This is a genomic window from Listeria grandensis FSL F6-0971 (assembly GCF_000525835.1).
GTDB classification, from domain to species: Bacteria; Bacillota; Bacilli; order Lactobacillales; family Listeriaceae; genus Listeria_A; species Listeria_A grandensis.
In genome coordinates this window covers 21,026-39,928 of record NZ_AODD01000017.1, presented here as the reverse complement: position 1 = coordinate 39,928, position 18,903 = coordinate 21,026, and the positions used below count along the sequence as shown (strand labels likewise).

The following is an 18,903-nucleotide window of genomic DNA, read 5'->3' as shown; positions in this document are numbered from 1 at the left end:
AAAACCGCTAAATCAGAACCTATCGTTGTGAATGGGATCCAATTAACGTTAGATGGACAAGAAATTACGAAGGCGATTTCTAAAGATCAAAAAGAGCAAAACGTGTATACCTTCCGCGTGACGGGTAAAAATGTTTCCTCCATCAATAAAGGGTTAGGCTCTGTCGATTTCATTTTGAAGACAAAAGATAACAAAACGCTGGAAACGGATTATAATTATACGGCCTTTGGTGGAGAAATTAAACCAGAAAAATCGCTTTCTGGACCCGTATCATTCACGTTGAATAAAGATCAAAAAGCAACGAAATTAATTTATCGTATTGGCAAGAAAGAAATGATGTCTTGGGATGTGGAAAATTAAATGAAGATGCTAGATAGATAAAGGCATGCCAAGCTGGGTGTCTTTTTATTTTGGAGAAAATAAATATATTAATCCTTTTTCTTCGAGCGCTGCCCTAGCCAGAAAAAAAGCACCACTAGTAATATCCCTATCAAACTTCCGCCTATAATGTACCACATCATTTCATCTGCCTCGAGTTCGACCGCCTTATCGTTTAGCTCAGCTGCAACATCGCTTTTTATTTCGAAGGCTTCATCCCATTTCCATATATTTTTACCAGAAGTAGCTATCATTTTCAAACGATATTTCCCTGGCTTGAATTTTTGATTATCCCAGCTTACACCAAAATTAAAATTGGAATTTGGTGCCATTCGAAGACCTGTTAATTTTTCGTTATAGAGTGCCTTATCGCTATTTTCTCGGTAAACATCCGCGCTAACTTCCAAGTTTGGAATAATCACGGATTTTGTATTTTGCAAATTTGCCTTCAGAACATTGTGGTAGTCCACCTGTGATGGTGATATTTTGTTCAGTTGCATCTCTGGCTCCACTACGCGATCATTTTCTGTCAGGAAAACGCCGATGACATACTCGTTTTCATCTTTAGTTTGAATGCCGTTTTGTGAGTCAGTCGTTCCGTTTTTCGCAGTTTCTTTTTCGGTGAAATGAAGTCCGCCTAGGATCATCCCTTCATAAGGAGTACTTGGCATCGTCACCTTTACTTTCATCGTTTTGTTCGATTTAGCTGGGATTGTGATTTCTGTTGGTGTTTTTGCGATGTGGGAAAATGGATATTTGAGGGTTGTATCGATTTTTGGTGTGGCGTTGCTAAAGTCGACGGTGCCGTTATCGTTTGTAATCGCTGTGTTGGCATGGGTTTCCACCGTTACCGCGCGATCCAGCCTATTGTTCAACATCACCTCTAGCACCTGCTCCTGCCCCGGTTTCATCCGCAATTCAAAATAGGTATTTGACTTATCAATTTGGTTTTCTGGAAGAACTGCTGACACAGAAAAATTCATTTCAGCAGCGTTCGTTATTTCTATATGTATTAAAATTCCGCCAGCGATCGCACCCATCATGATTAACATTGCTATTAATTTCTTCACCATAATCTGACCCCACCTATTTACACTTAATTTTTCAAAAAAAGACAACAGATTGGTTCATGTCTACCTCCGCCAAATCCGTTGCTATCATGGTGTTCGTATTTTCTTGTGATGGATTAAAAAAAAGAATAACGCTCCACCCATTTTGAATACTATATAGTTTTTTCAGCATTCTATAATTATGTAACACTTTAATCATCTCTACTTCTTAAAAAAATAAATATTACCATTTTCGAAACCTCCCGCTCCCATTCCAATAATATCATATACGTAATATATTTCACTATTTTTAGATAAAAAATACAATATCTTTCTTCATTTAGACACATTTTAGACACAAAAAAAAGGAAAATACGCCTAATAATAAGTAAAATCATATTGACAAAAACATTTTAACGTGATAATTAAAATACATTTTTTGTAAAAAATAATTCTAACTTTCGAAAACACTTTTTACCAAAAAAATAAAAAGTATTTTACATTTCATTCTGATTGTGATACAATTCTCTTGCGAAAACGCTTTCTATTGTATTGCTTGGTAATAAAGCTTGCGGTAAGCGCTTATCCGCTTTATTTCAACCAACTTATTTTACAATTGATATTCTGTTTCGCAGGGTACGGGGCCCAATGCAAATAAGATTCTTAAATAAAAAATAGGAGTGATTGATGAATGAAGTTTACGTGGAAAAAAGGGGTAATTTTATCAGCGGTGTCCATTCTTGCAGGTAGCGCTATATTAGGAAATGTATTAAATGACGTGCACGTAGATGCCGTTCCTACAGCAATCAACGGAATACAAGACGCAGTTCATGAAACAGCTGATCAAGTACTACACGCGTCCGATCAAGGCACCTTTAGCGTTGGTGGTATGCTCATGGATACTGATGGCAATGTTGTTTACACGCAACACAATAACGTCGTAACGAATGATTTAGTTTTTGATCCAACCGCCCATGGTGAGCGTCAAATGATTGATTGGTATTATGAGAATAAAGAGTCACTTGATTTACCTGAGCCTGAAAAAATTATTTTGGTAACATCGCTAGATCCTTGTGCTATGTGTACAGGGTCCATTTTGCAAGCGGGATTTGCTAATGTTGTCGTGTCTGCCAACGATACGTATGCTGGAATTAACTACGATAAATCAGCGTTATTCCCATCGTTAAGCGGTACTTCAATGCAAGCGGACGCACAAGCAAGTTTCTCTTATCCAGCCGTTTTAGGTTCCACGGCGAAATTCTCACGCGAAGCAACCGGTGTACCTGTTTCGCCAATTTTTGGAGACAACACAGCTATCGAAGATCAAACGTACGCCTTGACATCTACAGCTTTTGACGCGACATTAAACGATGTTTCGAATAAAATCAACACCGATTTACCCGAAGATCAATTACTAGATCCAAAAATGTTAGCAACCACAGACCCCATTTATGTAGCATTAAAAGCCGCTTATCCACACGCACTGGAATATACTGCACCATCGCCTAATAATCCAGATGAAGGACTCGCGCCGTATCTCATCGAAGCCGCTGAGCAAGATATCGCAAACGGTGGAGACGGTAACGCCGTTGCACTCCTAGATAGATTTGGAAACTTAATTATGGTCACCGCAGGAAATCAGGCTGTCTCTGAAATCCAGACACCATTCATGCTGGCAACCCGCGGCTACGCTAAACTCAGATACAATTTACAAATGGATGGCGTTTCGAATGCCACACAATATTTAGGTCATCCTAAGTACAACACATTCATTTACGCCAAAGGACCGGAGATTAACCCACAAGGATTAGCCGATTTCGGTGCTTTTGGCTCTACAATGGAAGGCGCGATCCCAACCGATAGAACGCAATTCCAATACGGTGTAGAAAGAGCAACGCAAGCTGAATTGGACGCATTCGCAGACGGTTTGCCTCCATTCTATAGCGATGATGATTCGGTCAACGTTCATATTAAAGAAACCGCAAACCAAGACCTGATCGCAGCATTAGCAGCAGGATTACCAACAACGATTAAATAAAATTCAGATAAAAAATCCAGCATACTGGCAGCACCGAAATCCGGTCAGTATGCTGGATGTATTCAATTCCACGTCCGAGCTAAAAATGCTTCGCTGTCAGGATCAGATCCTGTACGTTTATCTGCATTCAACGCGTCAATTTTCTCCATATCCCCATCACTCAAATCAAAATGGAAAACATCGAAATTGCTACGAATTCGTTCAGGCGTCACTGATTTAGGAATAATTACCGAACCATTATTCAAATGCCAACGCAAAATCACTTGCGCTACCGTCAACCCTTTAGTCTCTGCAATAGCTGTCAAAACCGGATTATTCAATAATTCCCCACCTTTCGCAAGCGGTGACCACGCCTCATGAACAATATCCTGACTCTCCAAATAAGCCCGCAACGGTTTTTGCGACAATAATGGGTGCATTTCAATTTGGTCAATCACCGGCTTCTCATTCGCCGTCGTAAATAAATTCTCCAAATGGTGTTGGTGGAAATTGCTGACCCCGATAGATTTAATTAATCCCTCACTGTACAAGCGCTCCATCGCCCGCCATGAATCCTTGTAGCTACTCACCGGCCAATGAATCAAGTACAAATCCAGATAATCTAATTGCAATTTTTTCAAAGAAGTATCAAAAGCACGTAGCGTCTCATCATACCCATGATCTGCATTCCACAGCTTCGAAGTAATTGTCAAATCCGCGCGGGGAATCCCAGTCTCGCGAATTGCCCGCCCAACAAAATCCTCATTTTCATAAACCTTCGCCGTATCGATCGCGCGGTAACCAGCGTCCACGGCCACTTGAATCGCATCCACCGCTTCTCGCTCGTTCTCCATTTTCCAAACCCCGAGGCCGACAAGCGGAATTTCCTGCCCATTGTGGAACTTCTTCGTATCGCTAGCTTTCAACTGCATTTACAACACTCCTCATAGATTATCATTCATCTATAAGTATAAACTTCTCACGCTAACATGCCAATCATTCAGGTTCATAAACTAAAATCAGGGTAAATAAAATACAAGCAATACAAAATGAAAAAAAGGAGTCCCACATGGAAAACCCATTAATCGATCGAAAAAAAGGTTATCTCATTATACTTATCGCTATTATAACAGGAAGTCTATACCAAGCATTACCCCACGTCATCTCTAGCACCGTAGCTCTTGAAACGCTAGGCGCCTACTTCAATGTCTTGATTATGTTCATTGTCCTTTTCCTGTTACTAAAAAGCGAATTCCTAGACTGGTTCAAACATTTTAGTTTCAAATGGCTCATTATCGGTATTCCATTCCTCCTTATCGTTGGCACATTAGCAAGTAGCATCTGGTCATTAATCGCCGGTGGTACCACTGAAAACAGCATCAATAGCGTGCTATCTTGGGAATACGTCATCAAAAACGTTCCCTTCATGCTTCTAGGAGAAGAACTCCTCTCCATCGGCGTACTTTACGCAGCATGGAAAAAGCTTGGCTGGCAGTTTTGGCAAGCAAGCCGCCTAGTCCTAAATTACCTATTCAAAAAATCCAACTCCATCTGGGTAACTTGGATCGTCCACATCACCTTTGATGTCATCTCGTTCCTCCCAATATTACTAAAATAAGCAAGCAAAAAGACAGGAGAGCACTCTTTCTCTCCTGCCTTTTTATATTCTTCATTAATCTCCAAACGAGGAGCACAGCGATATTACGAGACTAGTTCCCAAGGACCCCATTGTTCTGCCCCCGGTACATCTCCTTGTGTCCACCATTTCGCTTTATACGCATGACCATTATAAGTCACCTGATCATTTTGAGTATAAATTTTGGCAGAATCCCATGTCCCAGTTCCAACTGGTGGTGTGACCGAACCAGCTTTTGTCGTTACTGAAAGTGCCGCGCTTGCAGTAGAAGCATTACCCGCTGCGTCATACGCTTTTATAGTATACGAATAAGCTGTGGAAGCAGTAAGCCCTGTGTCCGTGTAACTTGTTCCAGAAGCAGTCGCAACTTCAGTACCGTTACGATATACTTTATATCCAGCCACGCCTACGTTATCCGTTGCAGCTGTCCAACTTAATGGAACCGCCACATCCGTCACGTTCGCCGCTACTGTCGCTAAATTCGTTGGAGCTGTAGGTGCTACCGTATCACTAGGATCAGGAATAACCGCGCCTCCACCAAAAATAACTTGTTTGCCAAGTTCTGTCCCAGCTTTAGACATGCGTTGTGTCAATGAGATATTCGCAATGTTATTCACATTTACAGATGTTAGATTGGATTTCAATCGGAATGTATACGTTGCGCCTTGCGGAATTTGTTGCCCATCATAGACAGACGCCAAGTCAACGGTTGTGTAACCATTGGCAGTTGCTACCGTACCAGCTTTATAATCCCCAGCCGTCAACGTCTCACCGGCTTTCACTGGAATGTAGAACTTCGGTAATTTCACGGTTTCTGCTGCAAACTCCGTCGCTTGTAGCACTTCATTTGTTTCGTTCGCTACTTCTTTGTTTTTGATTGTGATTTCGTAGCCGACACCATTTTCGCTATACGGTGCTACAGTAGCTTCTACGTTTAGGTTCGAATAGACGATCGTGTTTGCTGCAAGTTCTCCAGCGCCGAACAATCCTTGTTTAATTGCTTTTGTTAATTCATCGCGTTTTGTTGACGTAGTTGCTTTATCTTGCGATTGCATCCACGAAATCATTCCGCCCAAATTGTTATCTTTCACGTATTGCGCTTTAGCAGTGACAGAACGGACATTGTCATACGTGTAGAATTCGCCAGTCGTTTTGCTGTATAGATATGGCGCTTTTGCCACGTCATCCCAGTATTCGACTAACGTTGGTGATTTGGCTTTCAAAGCATCGATGCTCTTATACGCCCAAACTCCGCCGGCACGACCACCGTCACCAGTTGCTAATGGTTTTTCATTTGGAGCGCCATATGTTGCGCCTAGGTCTGCATCTTTGTTATTTTTTGTAGCTGCTTGGAAAAGTCCTGGTTGCGTTGCACTTGTACCCGCTTCCACTTTGTTCCAACCGCGTGTGTAGAATGCTGCGCCGACAACGATTTTGTTTGACGCTGCGCCTTGGCTCTTCAGATATTTCACTGTTTGGTCTACGGAGAAACCATCGTTATAATTCGGGTCTGCTGGGTTGCCGTAAAGCGCCGTATGATGCGCGCTATTCGGAGTCCAAGCCCCATTCATATCGTACGTCATGATATTCGCAAAATCAACAACATTGAAAAGTTTCGCCACATCAACACCGTTTGCAAGCATGCCTTGAGACGCTGGTAACGCTACAGATAACTCATATTTTTTCTTCACATCTACGCCTTGCTTATCTAAAGCAGTACGCAAATCTTGAAGAAGTGTAATATAGTTTTGTTTATCGGCAGGTTTGGCGTTTGGCGTTCCTTCATCGTTCTTGTTGTCCACTAAGTCAGCGGCACGAACGGATGCAGGATACTCCCAATCTAGATCGACAAAATCCATATTTGTATATTTGATAAATTTCATAACGTTGCTTACAAAATTAGCACGCGCTGTGGCATTTTCTCCGATTGCAGAGAAGTCACCAGATTTCGACCAACCGCCGATAGAGATGCCGATTTTCATATTCGGATTTTTCGCTCTTAACTCTTGTAACGCGTTTAAAATACCTGCATTTGCTCCGCCCCATTGAACTCCATCTTGCCCAACTGGTGCACCAACTGCCGCATCTTTATCTGTGAATTTCAAGTTTCCGTTACTATCGAAATCAAGAAATGCAAAGTTTAGATGTGTCAATTGCTCTGCTGGTATATCTTTCGGATAAAACTGACCTTCCCCGCCCCAAATGGACCAATCTCCATAATACATCACGTTTCTGTATTGTGATGTGGTTGCGGCTTTTGCTTTTACAGAAGAATTCCCTACACTACCTAGAACGGACGACGCAAATAACGAAACGACTAACAACAACACCGAGACTACACTTATAACCCTCTTTGTTACCTTTTTCATTTCTTCACCTCTTCATAATTTTTGCGTTCTGCTTGCGGTATGCCTACTTTCTCTGCAATTTTCAAACCCAGAATTCCAAAAATCCCCCGTTAGATCCCCCTTTTATCGTATACTAAATTCTGGACACTTATGTATTATGCAAGTATTGTGCCAAACAAGAAAGCGTTAACATGGCGATTTATATGCAAAAAATCGTTACACACACTACTTACACGGTTTGGTTTTTATTTACACAGGTTTCCTATTAATTCTAAAAGTATTATTTCGATCTAAATGAAAACTATTAGTTGGATTTTAATTATTAATTTCGTTTTTGTGTGCATAATTTTATAAGAATGCTTTCTACTCTAACGAAAGGAGACGCCTTTGTGTCTGTAGCAGAAGCTTTGCAACTAGCAGTCGATTTTGGAAGTCTTTTGATTTCTTTAATTGCTCTTGTTATTGCACGCTTTAAGCTTAACAACGACCAAAAAAATAACGATCCTCACTTGGCAAAAGTCGATGGTTATCAGTACCAATTCAGCCACCGTCTTTTATATGACTCGACAAAAAAGTAGATAAAACCGCGAATCTTGGTTTATCTACTTTTCTAATATCCTTATTTAGCTTTCTTGCTATCCATTTTACTCTTAATAAACGAGAAGATCATCGGTAAAATCGATACGAAAATAATGCCTAGTACAACGAGTGAGAAGTTCTCTTTTACGACTGGGATATTCCCGAAGAAATAGCCTGCCATCGTACAGAGTAGTACCCAGACTGTTGCGCCTAGTAAGTTATAGTTTAAGAAATAACGGTAATTCATGCGACTTGCACCGGCTACGAATGGCGCGAAAGTACGGATGAACGGCATGAAACGGGCGATGAAGATTGTCTTGCCGCCATGCTTGTTGAAGAACGCTTCGGCTTTGTCCATTTTTTCTTGGTTGATGAATTTGCCGAGCCAACTGTCTGGTGGAATCGAGGTGCCGACTTTTTTACCGATATGGTAGTTGACGGTGTCGCCAAGTACTGCGGCTACCCACAAGACGATGAGGAGAACGACAATATTGAGCTCCGATCCTGGTAGTACTGCCAAGGCACCTGCTGCAAACAGTAGGGAATCTCCAGGCAAGAATGGGAATATAACAAGTCCCGTTTCTATAAATACAATTAAGAAAATAATGACGTACGTCCAAACGCCAAATGTATTGATAATTTCAACAAGATGTTGGTCTATATGGATGATAAAGCTGATCATCGCTTGAATAATATCCACGAATCTATCACGTCCTAATTCAAATTCTGCTATCTATTTGTCCACAGTTAGCTTTCATTGTAACATATTTATTGTTCATACTATATCATACCACGGACTTATTTACATAAACTTAACAAAAAATAATGAGAATGAAAAAAATAAAAAAATCCGCGCCCACTGAAAATTTCTGAGTGAAAACGCGGATTTTGCTTTTTTGATTATGCCTGTGCTTCTGAAAGGTCGTCTGCTGTGCTTAGGCTGATTAAACCAGCTACGCAAAGTAACACGATTGGGAGTAAGAACATCATCGATACGCTCATTGTGCAGGCTACGGCCGAAGCGATTAGCATGACGCCGCCTTTTAGCGGTGCTTTGTTCATGATAATGGCGCCAAACAAGCCGACGAATGACATCCCTAATGCTATGAAGTTCAGAATCGTGAATACTAATGAATCTTCTTCCAAAATGCGTGCAATGCTGTCGACGGAAATAACGGTTAGGCTAAGCCCCATCGCGAGCAATGCTCCAATAATCCCCAATGTTTTCGCAAAATTCATCGTAAAAACTCCATTCGATAGACATATTTATCCGTCTTGTGCGTGTATAAGCTAACGCAAACTACTGGATGCTTCTATGTTACCATTTTTACATAGTATTTGGCAACTCAATGAAACGGACATCCACCACGTTTTACTGGGGTGATTTCAGTGCGTTCAACCGGTGATGCTTGATAGAAAAAGTTCGGTTTGACGATTTTATTTGGATAGCGCCTGTGGAACATGTGCGTCGTCGCTGGGGAAACTGGCGGGATTAACCACGCCCATTCGCCGGTGACTTCGCGGCCTGCAGCATGCTCGTTGGTTTCGAATTGGCCGAATTGGCGAGCTGCGGTATGATGGTCGACAATCTGGACTTTGGCCTTTTGATAGGAGTCGAGGACGGCGACGTTTAGCTCGACTAAAGCGCGATCCTTCCATAGAGAGTCGAGACGTTTCGTGTTTAGGTCCATTTTTTCGGCAACGGCGGCGAGCTTGTTGTAGCGCCCTTCATCCGCGAAATTTCGCGCGCCGATCTCGGTTTCCATATACCAACCATTGAATGGCGCGGCTTGATACGTGATTCCGCCGATTTCGAGCTTCATCTCAGAGATGATCGGGACGGCGTACCAGCGCAAACCAAGCTCGGCAATTTGCGGAAAATCGGGATGCGCGATTGGGACTTCGAGCACGAGCTCAGGCGGGATTTCGACGATGGTTGGCGCCGCCTCAGCGTTCTCTTGGATAACGAGCGGTAAAATGTCAAATTCTGTGCGAGCGCCACGCCAGCCGAGTTTTTCGCAGACTTCCGTGAAGGAGACAGACGCTGGGTCACCGATGACGCCTTGCTCTGACGCATATCCTGCATAGCGAATCAGCTGATGATTCCAAATGCGTGGACCTTCGTTACCCGGCTTGAAAATCGTGATGAAAGGCCGGATTTGACCACCGTTCGTTGCCTTTTCGATATGCGTGAAAAGGACTTCTTGGATTTCCGCAACCGTCACGGCTTCGCGGGCATCGATGACTTGGATGCGATCCCAAAACAACCGGCCAACGCAACGGTTACTATTACGCCACGCCATTTTTGCACCTATGGTTAGTTCTTCTAAAGTGTGCATGTATGTACCTGTTTGTATGATACTATCGATCCGATCCTGGAGTTCTGTTGCATTTTTTCCCAATTCTGCATAGGATTTAGTTAGAAATTCGATGGCTTCTTTAGTATTCACTGACATTTTCGCGGTCTCCTCCTAAAGCATAATTATGTACTTATTTTAACACACTTCAGAACGCGTACGACAAAAAATAAACCCTTGGATATTTTGCTTGGGGATATTCGGTTTACTTTGTGTATAACGCCCACTGCGCTTGGCTCGTTCTTATATTGGGATTGTACTTTGGTCATAACAGTCTTGGATGGATTAACAGCTCACCTTGTTCGCTCTTATATTGGGGGCGTAATTCTCTTCGTTCAAACTGTCTTGGATGGATTAACAGCTCACCTTGTTCGCTCTTATATTGGGGGCGTAATTCTCTTCGTTCAAACGCCCCCAACAAAAAGAACCAGCCGGGGAAGCTGGTTCAAAAAAGGGAGTTTGTTAAGGAATGTCGCAACTAGGAAAAAGGGGGTAAACCTAATTGCTGTCCTTGTTTACATTCTCTATATTACAGGGCTTTGATGAAATTCTTGCGGGGGTTTCATGAGAGTTTTATTAGAAATTATTTTTTAGTGGAAATCCTATCGGAAATGGTTCGGCGCTCGTATGATGGCCTATCATGCCAGTCCTCAGCAGAAATTTATTATATTTTTCTACGTAGCTTCGTGTTAAATCTTCAACTGCCGGTGCTAAATGCTTCGTTTGCATTTCTGTAAACTGACCTAAAATAACGCCATTCGCTACCTGAAAAACGCCTATTTGATCTAATTGGGCTAGATATGTTCTTATTTTAGCGACATCTCCACTAAGCGCCTCTAGTACAACTACTTTACCCTGAAAATTCGGCATGTATTCTGTGCCAGCAAGCTTTAACAAACAACGAATATTACCACCAATAATTTTGCCACGAATATCTCCGTTATCAATCAGGATTTCATACGGGATTTCCTGTTTATTCGCCTCTATAAAATTATTTTTAAACTGCCCCAATTGACGCTTGGAATTATCGCTAGCCATGTGAAGCAGCTGATAGTTATAGCCTCCAATTCCGGTTTTGGCGTAAATAGCATTTTGGATGACGGTCAAATCGCTGTATCCGATAAACGGTTTATTAGCCGACTGAATTTGCTTGAAATCTAAATATGGCAGAATTTCATTGGCTAAGTCTCCACCGGAAATATCAAAAATTGCCTTGATTTCTGGATTTTGATACAGTTGCATCAACGCTTCTGCACGCTCTTTGGGATCGCCACTTGCAAGCTCGTTTTCTGTCCGAAAAATCGTCGCCGCACGTTCACTTTTTATCATAAAATTGGTGAAAAGTAGCTCCTCAATGTGCGCGATATCGCCCTCTCGCTCTGGATCGCGGCCATTAGAACAGCTGATCAAGCCGATTGTATCTCCACTTTGTAACATGGGCTCTCCTCCTTCGCTTTGTCTTTCTTAAATCTTACCTTAGCTTCGGAGGATTGTACATGAAAATCCTATCTTATTGATCTACAAGCAAAAAACACCGACACCCAGTTAGTTGGGATCGGTGTTTTTCTAAGAGAGGTATGAAAAAAGGTGAGAAACAATGCAACTACTCTAAAAGGGAGTTAAAAAGTAATTGTTGTTGTCTACAAAATCTATATTACAGGACAGTCATGAATTTTCTAAGATGAAAATGTGAAATTTTTGTTAATAAAGTACTTTCTTATATAGTGTCAGGATTTCTGCGGTGTTTGTTGGTCGTGATTTTCCGTATTGCACCAGCACCAAATAAGAAGTTTGATTCAGAATCAGTCTGTTAACCATCTAATTGTTCCCCCTCGATTATGCCGTTTTCTTCCGGACCATAGCGCTCTTCCTCGATCTCCTTCAGTGTTTTACCACGCGTTTCCGGCGCCAAAATAAGACCAATAACCAAGTGAATCACAAGGAAAATAATCATCACGACACCCGCGGCTTTGAATCCTAGGAAGGTAATCATCGCCGGCACGACTAGCGAAATCAAACCAACGCCGACCCGTACCAATCCAAACATCATCCCTTGCACTTTTGCCCGATATTGCGTTTTGAATAGCTCACCAGCCCATAATCCGTAGAAAGCTTGCGCGCCAAATCCTGCCGCAACACCCCACAAAATAATGAAGAGTAACAATTCTGTCATTCCCATCGAGCCAAACGTAAGGATAATCCATGCCACAATTCCCATTGCAGCGCCAATACCGAATAACAATTTCCGATTCATCTTATCGCCCAATTTAATGAAAACAAAGTATGTCGAAAGTATTGTGAATACCCATAATGTCCCTTGTAGAAGATTCGCATGCGCCGATGTCAATCCACCAACCACTTGATAAATATATGGCATGAAATAACCCATCACACCTGCGACTAAATTCCAGAAGAAATAGATTCCGAGCACAAGCATAATCGCTTTTCGGTTCGCCTTGATTGTAAATAACTCCTTAATCGATACTTTTTTACCCATATTCTCAGCTTTTGCATCTTCTTTTTTCTGATCTTCCCAAACCGTAGACTCATTGATTTGTTGTTGTAAAACCCACGTTATGAGAGCGATTACAAATAGCATCCCAAAAATAATTCGACTTCCCATCAAGCCAAGCGGTGCCATCAATACGGCCAAAAATAGCATTACCGCGGGACCTACCGACCAAGCTAACTGCCCGTAGCCAACATGTGCCGCCCTGTCTTTTGCCGGCGCTTCCTCCGCAATATACGTCCACGCTGCTGGTATCGCAGCTCCAACTGCTATCCCCGTAATAATGTAACCTGTCAAGAGCATCCCGAAGTTCATTGATAGCGCTATCAAAAGAACGCCAATCATATACACAATCAAATCATATTTGTAAATGAACTTCCGGCCGTACTTATCCACGAGCGCTCCGCCGATAAATGCACCGACCGCTGAACCAAATCCATTCGCACTGACTGCCCCGAGCAACCCTACAGACGCATCCGACAGATTCAAATAACTCACCCACAATGTGAGCCCACCAGCTGCGGCTACGATCGATCCTGCCTCTAAAAAATTCGACATCGACACAGTTAGAGTGGCTTTTAAACTTCCTTTACCTGCATTCGCCATACTTTTTCCTCCTCTTATATTACGCAAGATAAAAAACAGATGTTAAATCTTTCGAAACCGGTCTGTTATCACCGTTTGTTTCCATCAATGGCTCCATATACGCCCACCATTTTTTGCAAATTTCAGTCGATGCAATTTTGTTATAGTTTTCTTTATTTTCTACTTCTAAGTATGCGAACAATACTCCTGCGTTGTCATCTAGAAAAATCGAGTAGTTCTGCGCGCCGTGTTCCTTCAAAGCTTGCTTCATCTCAGGCCATAAATCATCATGTCTCGCTTTGTATTCCTCCGAAAAACCGTCTTTTAAGTACATAATTGATGCGATTCTTTCCATGTTGCCGATTCCTCCTATCAATGGGGAGAGCAATAGAATCGACCACTCCCCCACAAAATTTACTTGACTCCTACTTGTAAATATCCTGATTTAGCAGTCACACAAAAGGCATCTGCCAGATCTTGTAATTGTTGATCCGTAATCGTTTGCTGCGCGCCACCCTGTGCTTGAACTAATGTATAAACTTCTGCGGCTTTCTCTGCAGTTTCAATCAAACCAAAAACTTCGTCCATCGTGCTTCCTGCTCCAAAAATCCCGTGATGTGGCCAAATAACCAGACGAAATTCACGCATTTTTGCGGCCGTCGCCATCCCAATCGCATCCGTTCCAGGAACCATCCATGGCAAAATCCCAACACCTTCTGGGAAAACGACGATACATTCCGTACACATTTGCCATAAAGTCCGCGTGAATTCGCGTTCTTCCAATGAATGCGTAAATGTCATCGCAATAATATTCGTGGCATGGTTATGCATAATAATACGGTGATCCGAATCAATTTTCAGGCGTTCGATGTGGCTCATGAAATGCGCAGGTAACTCACTCGTTGGCACGCCACCATCTTTGAAGCCCCATAATAACTCCACGCTTTTGCCAGTGTCCGCAACTCGGATAATCCCAAGATTCACATCTGGCGCATCGATAACATTTTTAAAATACTTCCCTGAACCCGTCACGATAAAGTATCTCCCGGCAAGTTCCGTCGCGTCAAAAATCATGGGAATCGTGCGAATTACTTGGTTTGGGTTAAGATACGCGCCAACCTCCTCCTCACGAAGCAAATAACTAATATTCCCGCCGTTTCTTTCATCCCAACCTAGACGATACAAGTTCGCCGTCACTTTCATCATCTCTTGCACAAATGGTGCTGCTACTATATCTTTACTCAATTCCAATTGCCTCCTCAGACCGTTTTAACAATACTTTCTCCTCATATTCCTTCACATCTTTTAACCAAGCCTCGCGAACAGGCACATTTTGCGTCTGACAATAATAATCCCAAACCGCCGTAAAAGGGAAGTCCTTCAGTTCTTCCGTCAACGCTAAACGAGTCGTGTAATCGCCATCCAATTCAATTTTGCGCAAATACTCGGTTGGCTCCAACATCGCTTTTAAAAGAGATTTCAACGTGTTTCGCGTCCCAATAACCCAAGCTGCCACGCGGTTAATCGTTGCGTCGAAGAAATCCAGACCGATATGCGTTTTACCAAGCAGATCATTGCGAACGAGCTCGCGTCCAATTTCCTGTAACTCATCATCCATAATCACCACATGATCGCTGTCCCAACGCACCGGACGACTCACGTGTAGCAGAATCCCGTCACTAAACAGCGATAGCGACGACAACTTGTTCGAAATCACTTCCGTCGGGTGGAAATGCCCCGCGTCCATACAAATCAACTTATTCCGCGTAATCCCATATCCCATGTAAAATTCGTGCGAACCCACCGTATAAGCTTCCGCGCCAAGTCCAAACAACTTACTCTCCACCGCATCCAGCGTATATTTCCGGTCCAACTCCTCCGCAAAAATCGTATCAAGCGACTCCATCAAACGCTTACGCGGCGCCAACCGATCCACTGGATTATCCTTGAAACCATCTGGAACCCAAAAATTATTGATCGATGTTTGTCCGAGTTCCTCACCAAAGTAAGCCGCAACCGTCCTAGCTCGCTTACCATGCTCAATCCAGAAATCACGAATCCGCTTATCCGGATGACTAAGCGTGAAACCATCTTCCGAGTTAGGATGCGAGAAAAATGTTGGATTAAAATCTAGTCCCAATCCCTCTTCCTTCGCCCAAGCAACCCATTTCGCGTAATGCTTCGGCTCAATCTCATCCAAATCAACCTTCTCATCCGTATCCACATACATCGCGTGTAAGTTCACCTTATGCTTCCCAGGAATTAGCGAGAATGCCTTTTCCAAGTCTTGGCGTAACTGCTCCGGCGTATGCGCGGCACCAGGATAATTCCCCGTCACCGAAATACCTCCCGTCAGGTCCTGATCAGGATTCATGAAACCTTTCACATCATCGCCTTGCCAACAATGCATCGAAATTTTCACATCCGCCAAACGCTTCAAAACATCATCCACATTCACGCCATACTTCGCGTATTCCTCTTTTGCCCACTCATATTGCTGTTGTAATTTCTCGTTCCCCATTTAAAAAGCCTCCTGTTTTCCGGATATATTTTTGTACTTTTCTAGAATTTTCATAAAATGAACACCATCACCCGGCATGTACGTAGTCATCGGCGTCGACTTGCGAATCAACTCCCGAACCTCCGTTATGTCTTTGGCCTCCCCACTCGCAATCAACTGCACCGCCAAATTTCCAAGCCCGGTTGCCTCTGTTGGCCCCGCATGCACCGCAATCCCCGTCAAATCAGCCGTCAACTGGTTCAAAATCGCAATGTTCGCGCCACCGCCAATAATATGAAGATGCCTGATTTCCTGCCCAGTAAGCGTCTGCAACTGCTCAATCTGAATCGCATACTGAACCGCCAAACTATCATAAATAACCCGCGCTAATTTCCCCGGCGTTCGCGGAATTTCCTGTCCCGTCTCCGCACAATACGCCTGAATCTCCGCAATCATATCCGTCGGGTTCAAAAAGCGATGATCATCAACCCCAATCAAAACCGCAAACGCCTCTTCACGCGCCGCCAACTCCGCAAGCTCTGCATAACTATACGCATAGTCCTGCATCCGCGCCACCTCTTGAATCAGCCACAATCCCATAATATTTTTCAAGAAGCGAAACGTACCATAGGCCCCCCATTCATTCGTGTAGTTCGCCGCAAACGCCTCCGCGCTATTAATCGGATTCGCCAACTCTGCTCCGAGCAACGACCAAGTCCCGCTCGACAAGAACGCCCAATCATCACCAACACCAGGCGCACCAAGCACAGCCGAAGCCGTATCATGCGTCGCAACCACAATGACATCACAATCCGGCAAATCATATCGATCATGCCACCCCGTAGCAATCTCGCCCAACATCTCGCCTGGTTTCGCAAACCTCGCAAACTGCCCCGCGTCCAATCCCACTAAACCCAACAAGTCCGCATCAAATTGCCTCGTATGTAAATTCAACATTTGCGTAGAAGAAGCATTCGTCACTTCCGTCACCCGTTCACCAGTCAAAAGATATCCCAAATAATCAGGCACCATCATGACCGTTTCTGCACGTTTCTTAAACTCAGCATCCTCCACGTACAACTGATACAACGAATTAAACTGCAGAAACTGAATCCCTGTCTTATCATAGATATCCGTAGCCGAAAACTTCGCTAAAACAGCATCCATCGCCCTATCCGTACGCTTATCACGATAACTGACCACTTCGTGTAACCGCTTACCATTATAGTCCACTAAACAATAATCAACCGCCCACGTATCAATCCCTAGCGTACAATGTGTCACCCCAGATGCCTTTAACTTCTCCAACCCAATCATTATATTTGTGAGAATATGATCAATATTCCATATACAGCAATCATCAACTTTCGTAAAACCGTTCTGGAAACGGTGAATTTCAGTCAGCGCCATTTTCCCATCCACTAGTTCGCCCAACAATAAGCGACCACTAGATGCTCCAACATCCACAGCAACATGTTTCATCGCCATCCTCCTTCACACTTTTAATTTATAAACCAAGAATAAACCAAATCCGTCATTAAGTCAACAATTAAATTTGTAATTATGTAGTTTTATGTTGTTTTAATGTGGTTTTCAATTAATACTTGCTTGTAAATGTGCCTTTGTTTACAATGAAGTAGACAAGGATGTGATGAAAATGCTTGCTTTCGAGCGAAAAGACAAAATACTATCAGAAATAAAGAAAAACAAGAAAGTCCACGTATCCCAGCTAGCCAAAATTTTCAACGTCTCCGAAGAAACCATTCGGCGCGACCTAGATAAATTGGAGAAAGAAGGAATCGTGGATCGCAGTTACGGCGGCGCCACACTCAGCCAACACACAAACGAAGATTTACCGTATGCAACAAGAAACGTCATCAACGTCGAAGAAAAGAAGAACATCGCAACAAAAACAACATCACTCATCAAGACCGGCGATTCTCTCATTGCAGACACGAGTTCCACCGTTTTCGAGGCGCTGAACCTACTCGTCCGCGAGAAAGAGAATCTCACCATCATTACCAACTCAATCACAGCTGTAGACTTACTTTCCAAATTCAAAGTCCACCTCATTCTAACCGGCGGAACCCTGCGCACCAAGTCCAACTCCCTTATCGGTTCTGACGCAGCCAACACGATCAGCCGCTACTTTGTAGATTACGCGATTATCAGCTGCAAAGGCCTCTCCATGGAAAACGGCATTACCGATTCCAACGAGCCTGAAGCCGAAATCAAAAACCACATGCTAAAACGCGCCAATAAAGTCATTTTAGTCGCCGATTCATCCAAATTCGACAAAAATGCCTTCATCAAGATCGTCGACATCTCAGAAATCGACTATCTCATCACCGACCAAGAACCCACACACGATTGGCAACAATTCCTAAAAGAAAAAAATGTGACCTTGATTTATTAACTAGGAGTGAACAACAATGAAAAAAATGACAGACGAAGCCTTCTACCTGTTCGGCATGATATTTTTAGCTTTAATAATATGGTCCTATTTCACTCAAAATAGCGACTTCTTTTATTCGAGCAGAATTTATGTACTGATACTATTTGTAGCCACTATTCTAGGTAAGTATCTATTAAGCAAAACCCGTCAAAAAACAAGTCACACATCAAGAGCAACCGCCCTAAAAGAATCTCTAGACAACGGTCTCATTGTTTTTGGCATGATCTTCTTGACGATGACGATCATATCATTTTTCACTCAAAATAGTACTCTGATCTATGAAGGTCGATTTTTCTTAATCATCTTTCTCTTAGCGAACATCACAGGAAGATACTTTTTTAAATCGAAAAAACATGAAAACTAGCTAGAAACCGAAAAAAACCTCCAGAGTAGCGAAAAACCGCCACCCCAAAGGTCTAAAAATCTATTAAGAAAGCCCAGAGTAGTCCACCAAACCCTCAGCGGGCCGACAAATGCTTAGATGCTAGGC

Annotated in this window: 17 protein-coding genes; 5 read left to right on the top strand and 12 right to left on the bottom strand. The window is 42.9% G+C overall.

Features of this window, described 5'->3' with window-relative positions; genetic code table 11:
* On the top strand, positions 1-360 hold a 360-nt coding region (locus tag PGRAN_RS10905; RefSeq protein WP_036067107.1), incomplete at its 5' end, for a DUF4352 domain-containing protein.
* A 68-nt stretch (positions 361-428) separates the two neighbouring features.
* On the opposite strand, the gene PGRAN_RS10900 is transcribed toward PGRAN_RS10905, so the two are convergent.
* Positions 429-1,451, bottom strand: coding sequence for a WxLIP family cell surface protein (locus tag PGRAN_RS10900; RefSeq protein WP_036067106.1), 1,023 nt, complete (start codon positions 1,449-1,451; stop codon positions 429-431).
* A 667-nt stretch (positions 1,452-2,118) separates the two neighbouring features.
* On the opposite strand from PGRAN_RS10900, the gene PGRAN_RS10895 reads away from it, so the two are divergent.
* Positions 2,119-3,465, top strand: a complete 1,347-nt coding sequence (locus tag PGRAN_RS10895) for a nucleoside deaminase (protein ID WP_077914666.1) — start codon at positions 2,119-2,121, stop codon at positions 3,463-3,465.
* Positions 3,466-3,527: 62 nt separating this feature from the next.
* On the opposite strand, the gene PGRAN_RS10890 is transcribed toward PGRAN_RS10895, so the two are convergent.
* A complete protein-coding gene (locus PGRAN_RS10890) occupies positions 3,528-4,376 on the bottom strand; it encodes an aldo/keto reductase (RefSeq protein WP_036067105.1) in 849 nt (282 codons plus the stop codon).
* Between the two features lie 137 nt (positions 4,377-4,513).
* Here PGRAN_RS10890 and PGRAN_RS10885 point away from each other — a divergent pair, with 137 nt between their 5' ends.
* The gene (locus tag PGRAN_RS10885) at positions 4,514-5,062 is read left to right on the top strand and encodes a hypothetical protein (RefSeq protein ID WP_036067104.1); all 549 of its coding nucleotides are present in this window, start codon (positions 4,514-4,516) and stop codon (positions 5,060-5,062) included.
* 83 nt (positions 5,063-5,145) lie between these two features.
* On the opposite strand, the gene PGRAN_RS10880 is transcribed toward PGRAN_RS10885, so the two are convergent.
* On the bottom strand, positions 5,146-7,449 hold the full coding sequence (locus PGRAN_RS10880; protein ID WP_036067103.1) for a glycosyl hydrolase family 18 protein: 2,304 nt from the start codon (positions 7,447-7,449) through the stop codon (positions 5,146-5,148).
* 368 nt (positions 7,450-7,817) lie between these two features.
* Here PGRAN_RS10880 and PGRAN_RS10875 point away from each other — a divergent pair, with 368 nt between their 5' ends.
* Positions 7,818-8,006: a putative holin-like toxin gene (locus tag PGRAN_RS10875; RefSeq protein WP_036067102.1), complete on the top strand. Its 189-nt coding sequence runs from the start codon at positions 7,818-7,820 to the stop codon at positions 8,004-8,006.
* A 41-nt stretch (positions 8,007-8,047) separates the two neighbouring features.
* Here the strand turns inward: PGRAN_RS10875 and PGRAN_RS10870 are convergent, their stop codons facing one another.
* From PGRAN_RS10870 to rhaB, 9 genes are all read right to left on the bottom strand, one after another.
* Positions 8,048-8,707 carry a DedA family protein gene (locus tag PGRAN_RS10870; protein ID WP_036067101.1) on the bottom strand — a complete coding sequence of 220 codons (660 nt, stop codon included), beginning with the start codon at positions 8,705-8,707 and terminating at the stop codon, positions 8,048-8,050.
* Positions 8,708-8,907: 200 nt separating this feature from the next.
* Complete coding sequence (locus PGRAN_RS10865) at positions 8,908-9,246, bottom strand: hypothetical protein (RefSeq protein ID WP_036067100.1); 339 nt, start codon at positions 9,244-9,246, stop codon at positions 8,908-8,910.
* A 107-nt stretch (positions 9,247-9,353) separates the two neighbouring features.
* Positions 9,354-10,463: a nitric oxide synthase oxygenase gene (locus PGRAN_RS10860; protein ID WP_036067099.1), complete on the bottom strand. Its 1,110-nt coding sequence runs from the start codon at positions 10,461-10,463 to the stop codon at positions 9,354-9,356.
* A gap of 477 nt (positions 10,464-10,940) precedes the next feature.
* A complete protein-coding gene (locus tag PGRAN_RS10855; RefSeq protein WP_036067097.1) occupies positions 10,941-11,801 on the bottom strand; it encodes a S66 peptidase family protein in 861 nt (286 codons plus the stop codon).
* A 373-nt stretch (positions 11,802-12,174) separates the two neighbouring features.
* The gene (locus PGRAN_RS10850) at positions 12,175-13,479 is read right to left on the bottom strand and encodes an MFS transporter (protein ID WP_036067096.1); all 1,305 of its coding nucleotides are present in this window, start codon (positions 13,477-13,479) and stop codon (positions 12,175-12,177) included.
* Positions 13,480-13,498: 19 nt separating this feature from the next.
* Positions 13,499-13,813 carry an L-rhamnose mutarotase gene (gene rhaM / locus PGRAN_RS10845; protein ID WP_036067094.1) on the bottom strand — a complete coding sequence of 105 codons (315 nt, stop codon included), beginning with the start codon at positions 13,811-13,813 and terminating at the stop codon, positions 13,499-13,501.
* 59 nt (positions 13,814-13,872) lie between these two features.
* Positions 13,873-14,703 carry a rhamnulose-1-phosphate aldolase gene (rhaD, locus tag PGRAN_RS10840; RefSeq protein WP_036067093.1) on the bottom strand — a complete coding sequence of 277 codons (831 nt, stop codon included), beginning with the start codon at positions 14,701-14,703 and terminating at the stop codon, positions 13,873-13,875.
* Entirely contained in the window at positions 14,696-15,979 is a 1,284-nt protein-coding gene (gene rhaA, locus PGRAN_RS10835) for an L-rhamnose isomerase (protein ID WP_036067092.1), read from the bottom strand. The genes rhaD and rhaA overlap by 8 nt, the downstream gene beginning before the upstream one ends.
* Positions 15,980-17,440, bottom strand: coding sequence for a rhamnulokinase (rhaB, locus tag PGRAN_RS10830; protein ID WP_036067091.1), 1,461 nt, complete (start codon positions 17,438-17,440; stop codon positions 15,980-15,982).
* A gap of 175 nt (positions 17,441-17,615) precedes the next feature.
* On the opposite strand from rhaB, the gene PGRAN_RS10825 reads away from it, so the two are divergent.
* Positions 17,616-18,374, top strand: coding sequence for a DeoR/GlpR family DNA-binding transcription regulator (locus tag PGRAN_RS10825; protein ID WP_036067089.1), 759 nt, complete (start codon positions 17,616-17,618; stop codon positions 18,372-18,374).
* Positions 18,375-18,903 lie beyond the last annotated feature (529 nt).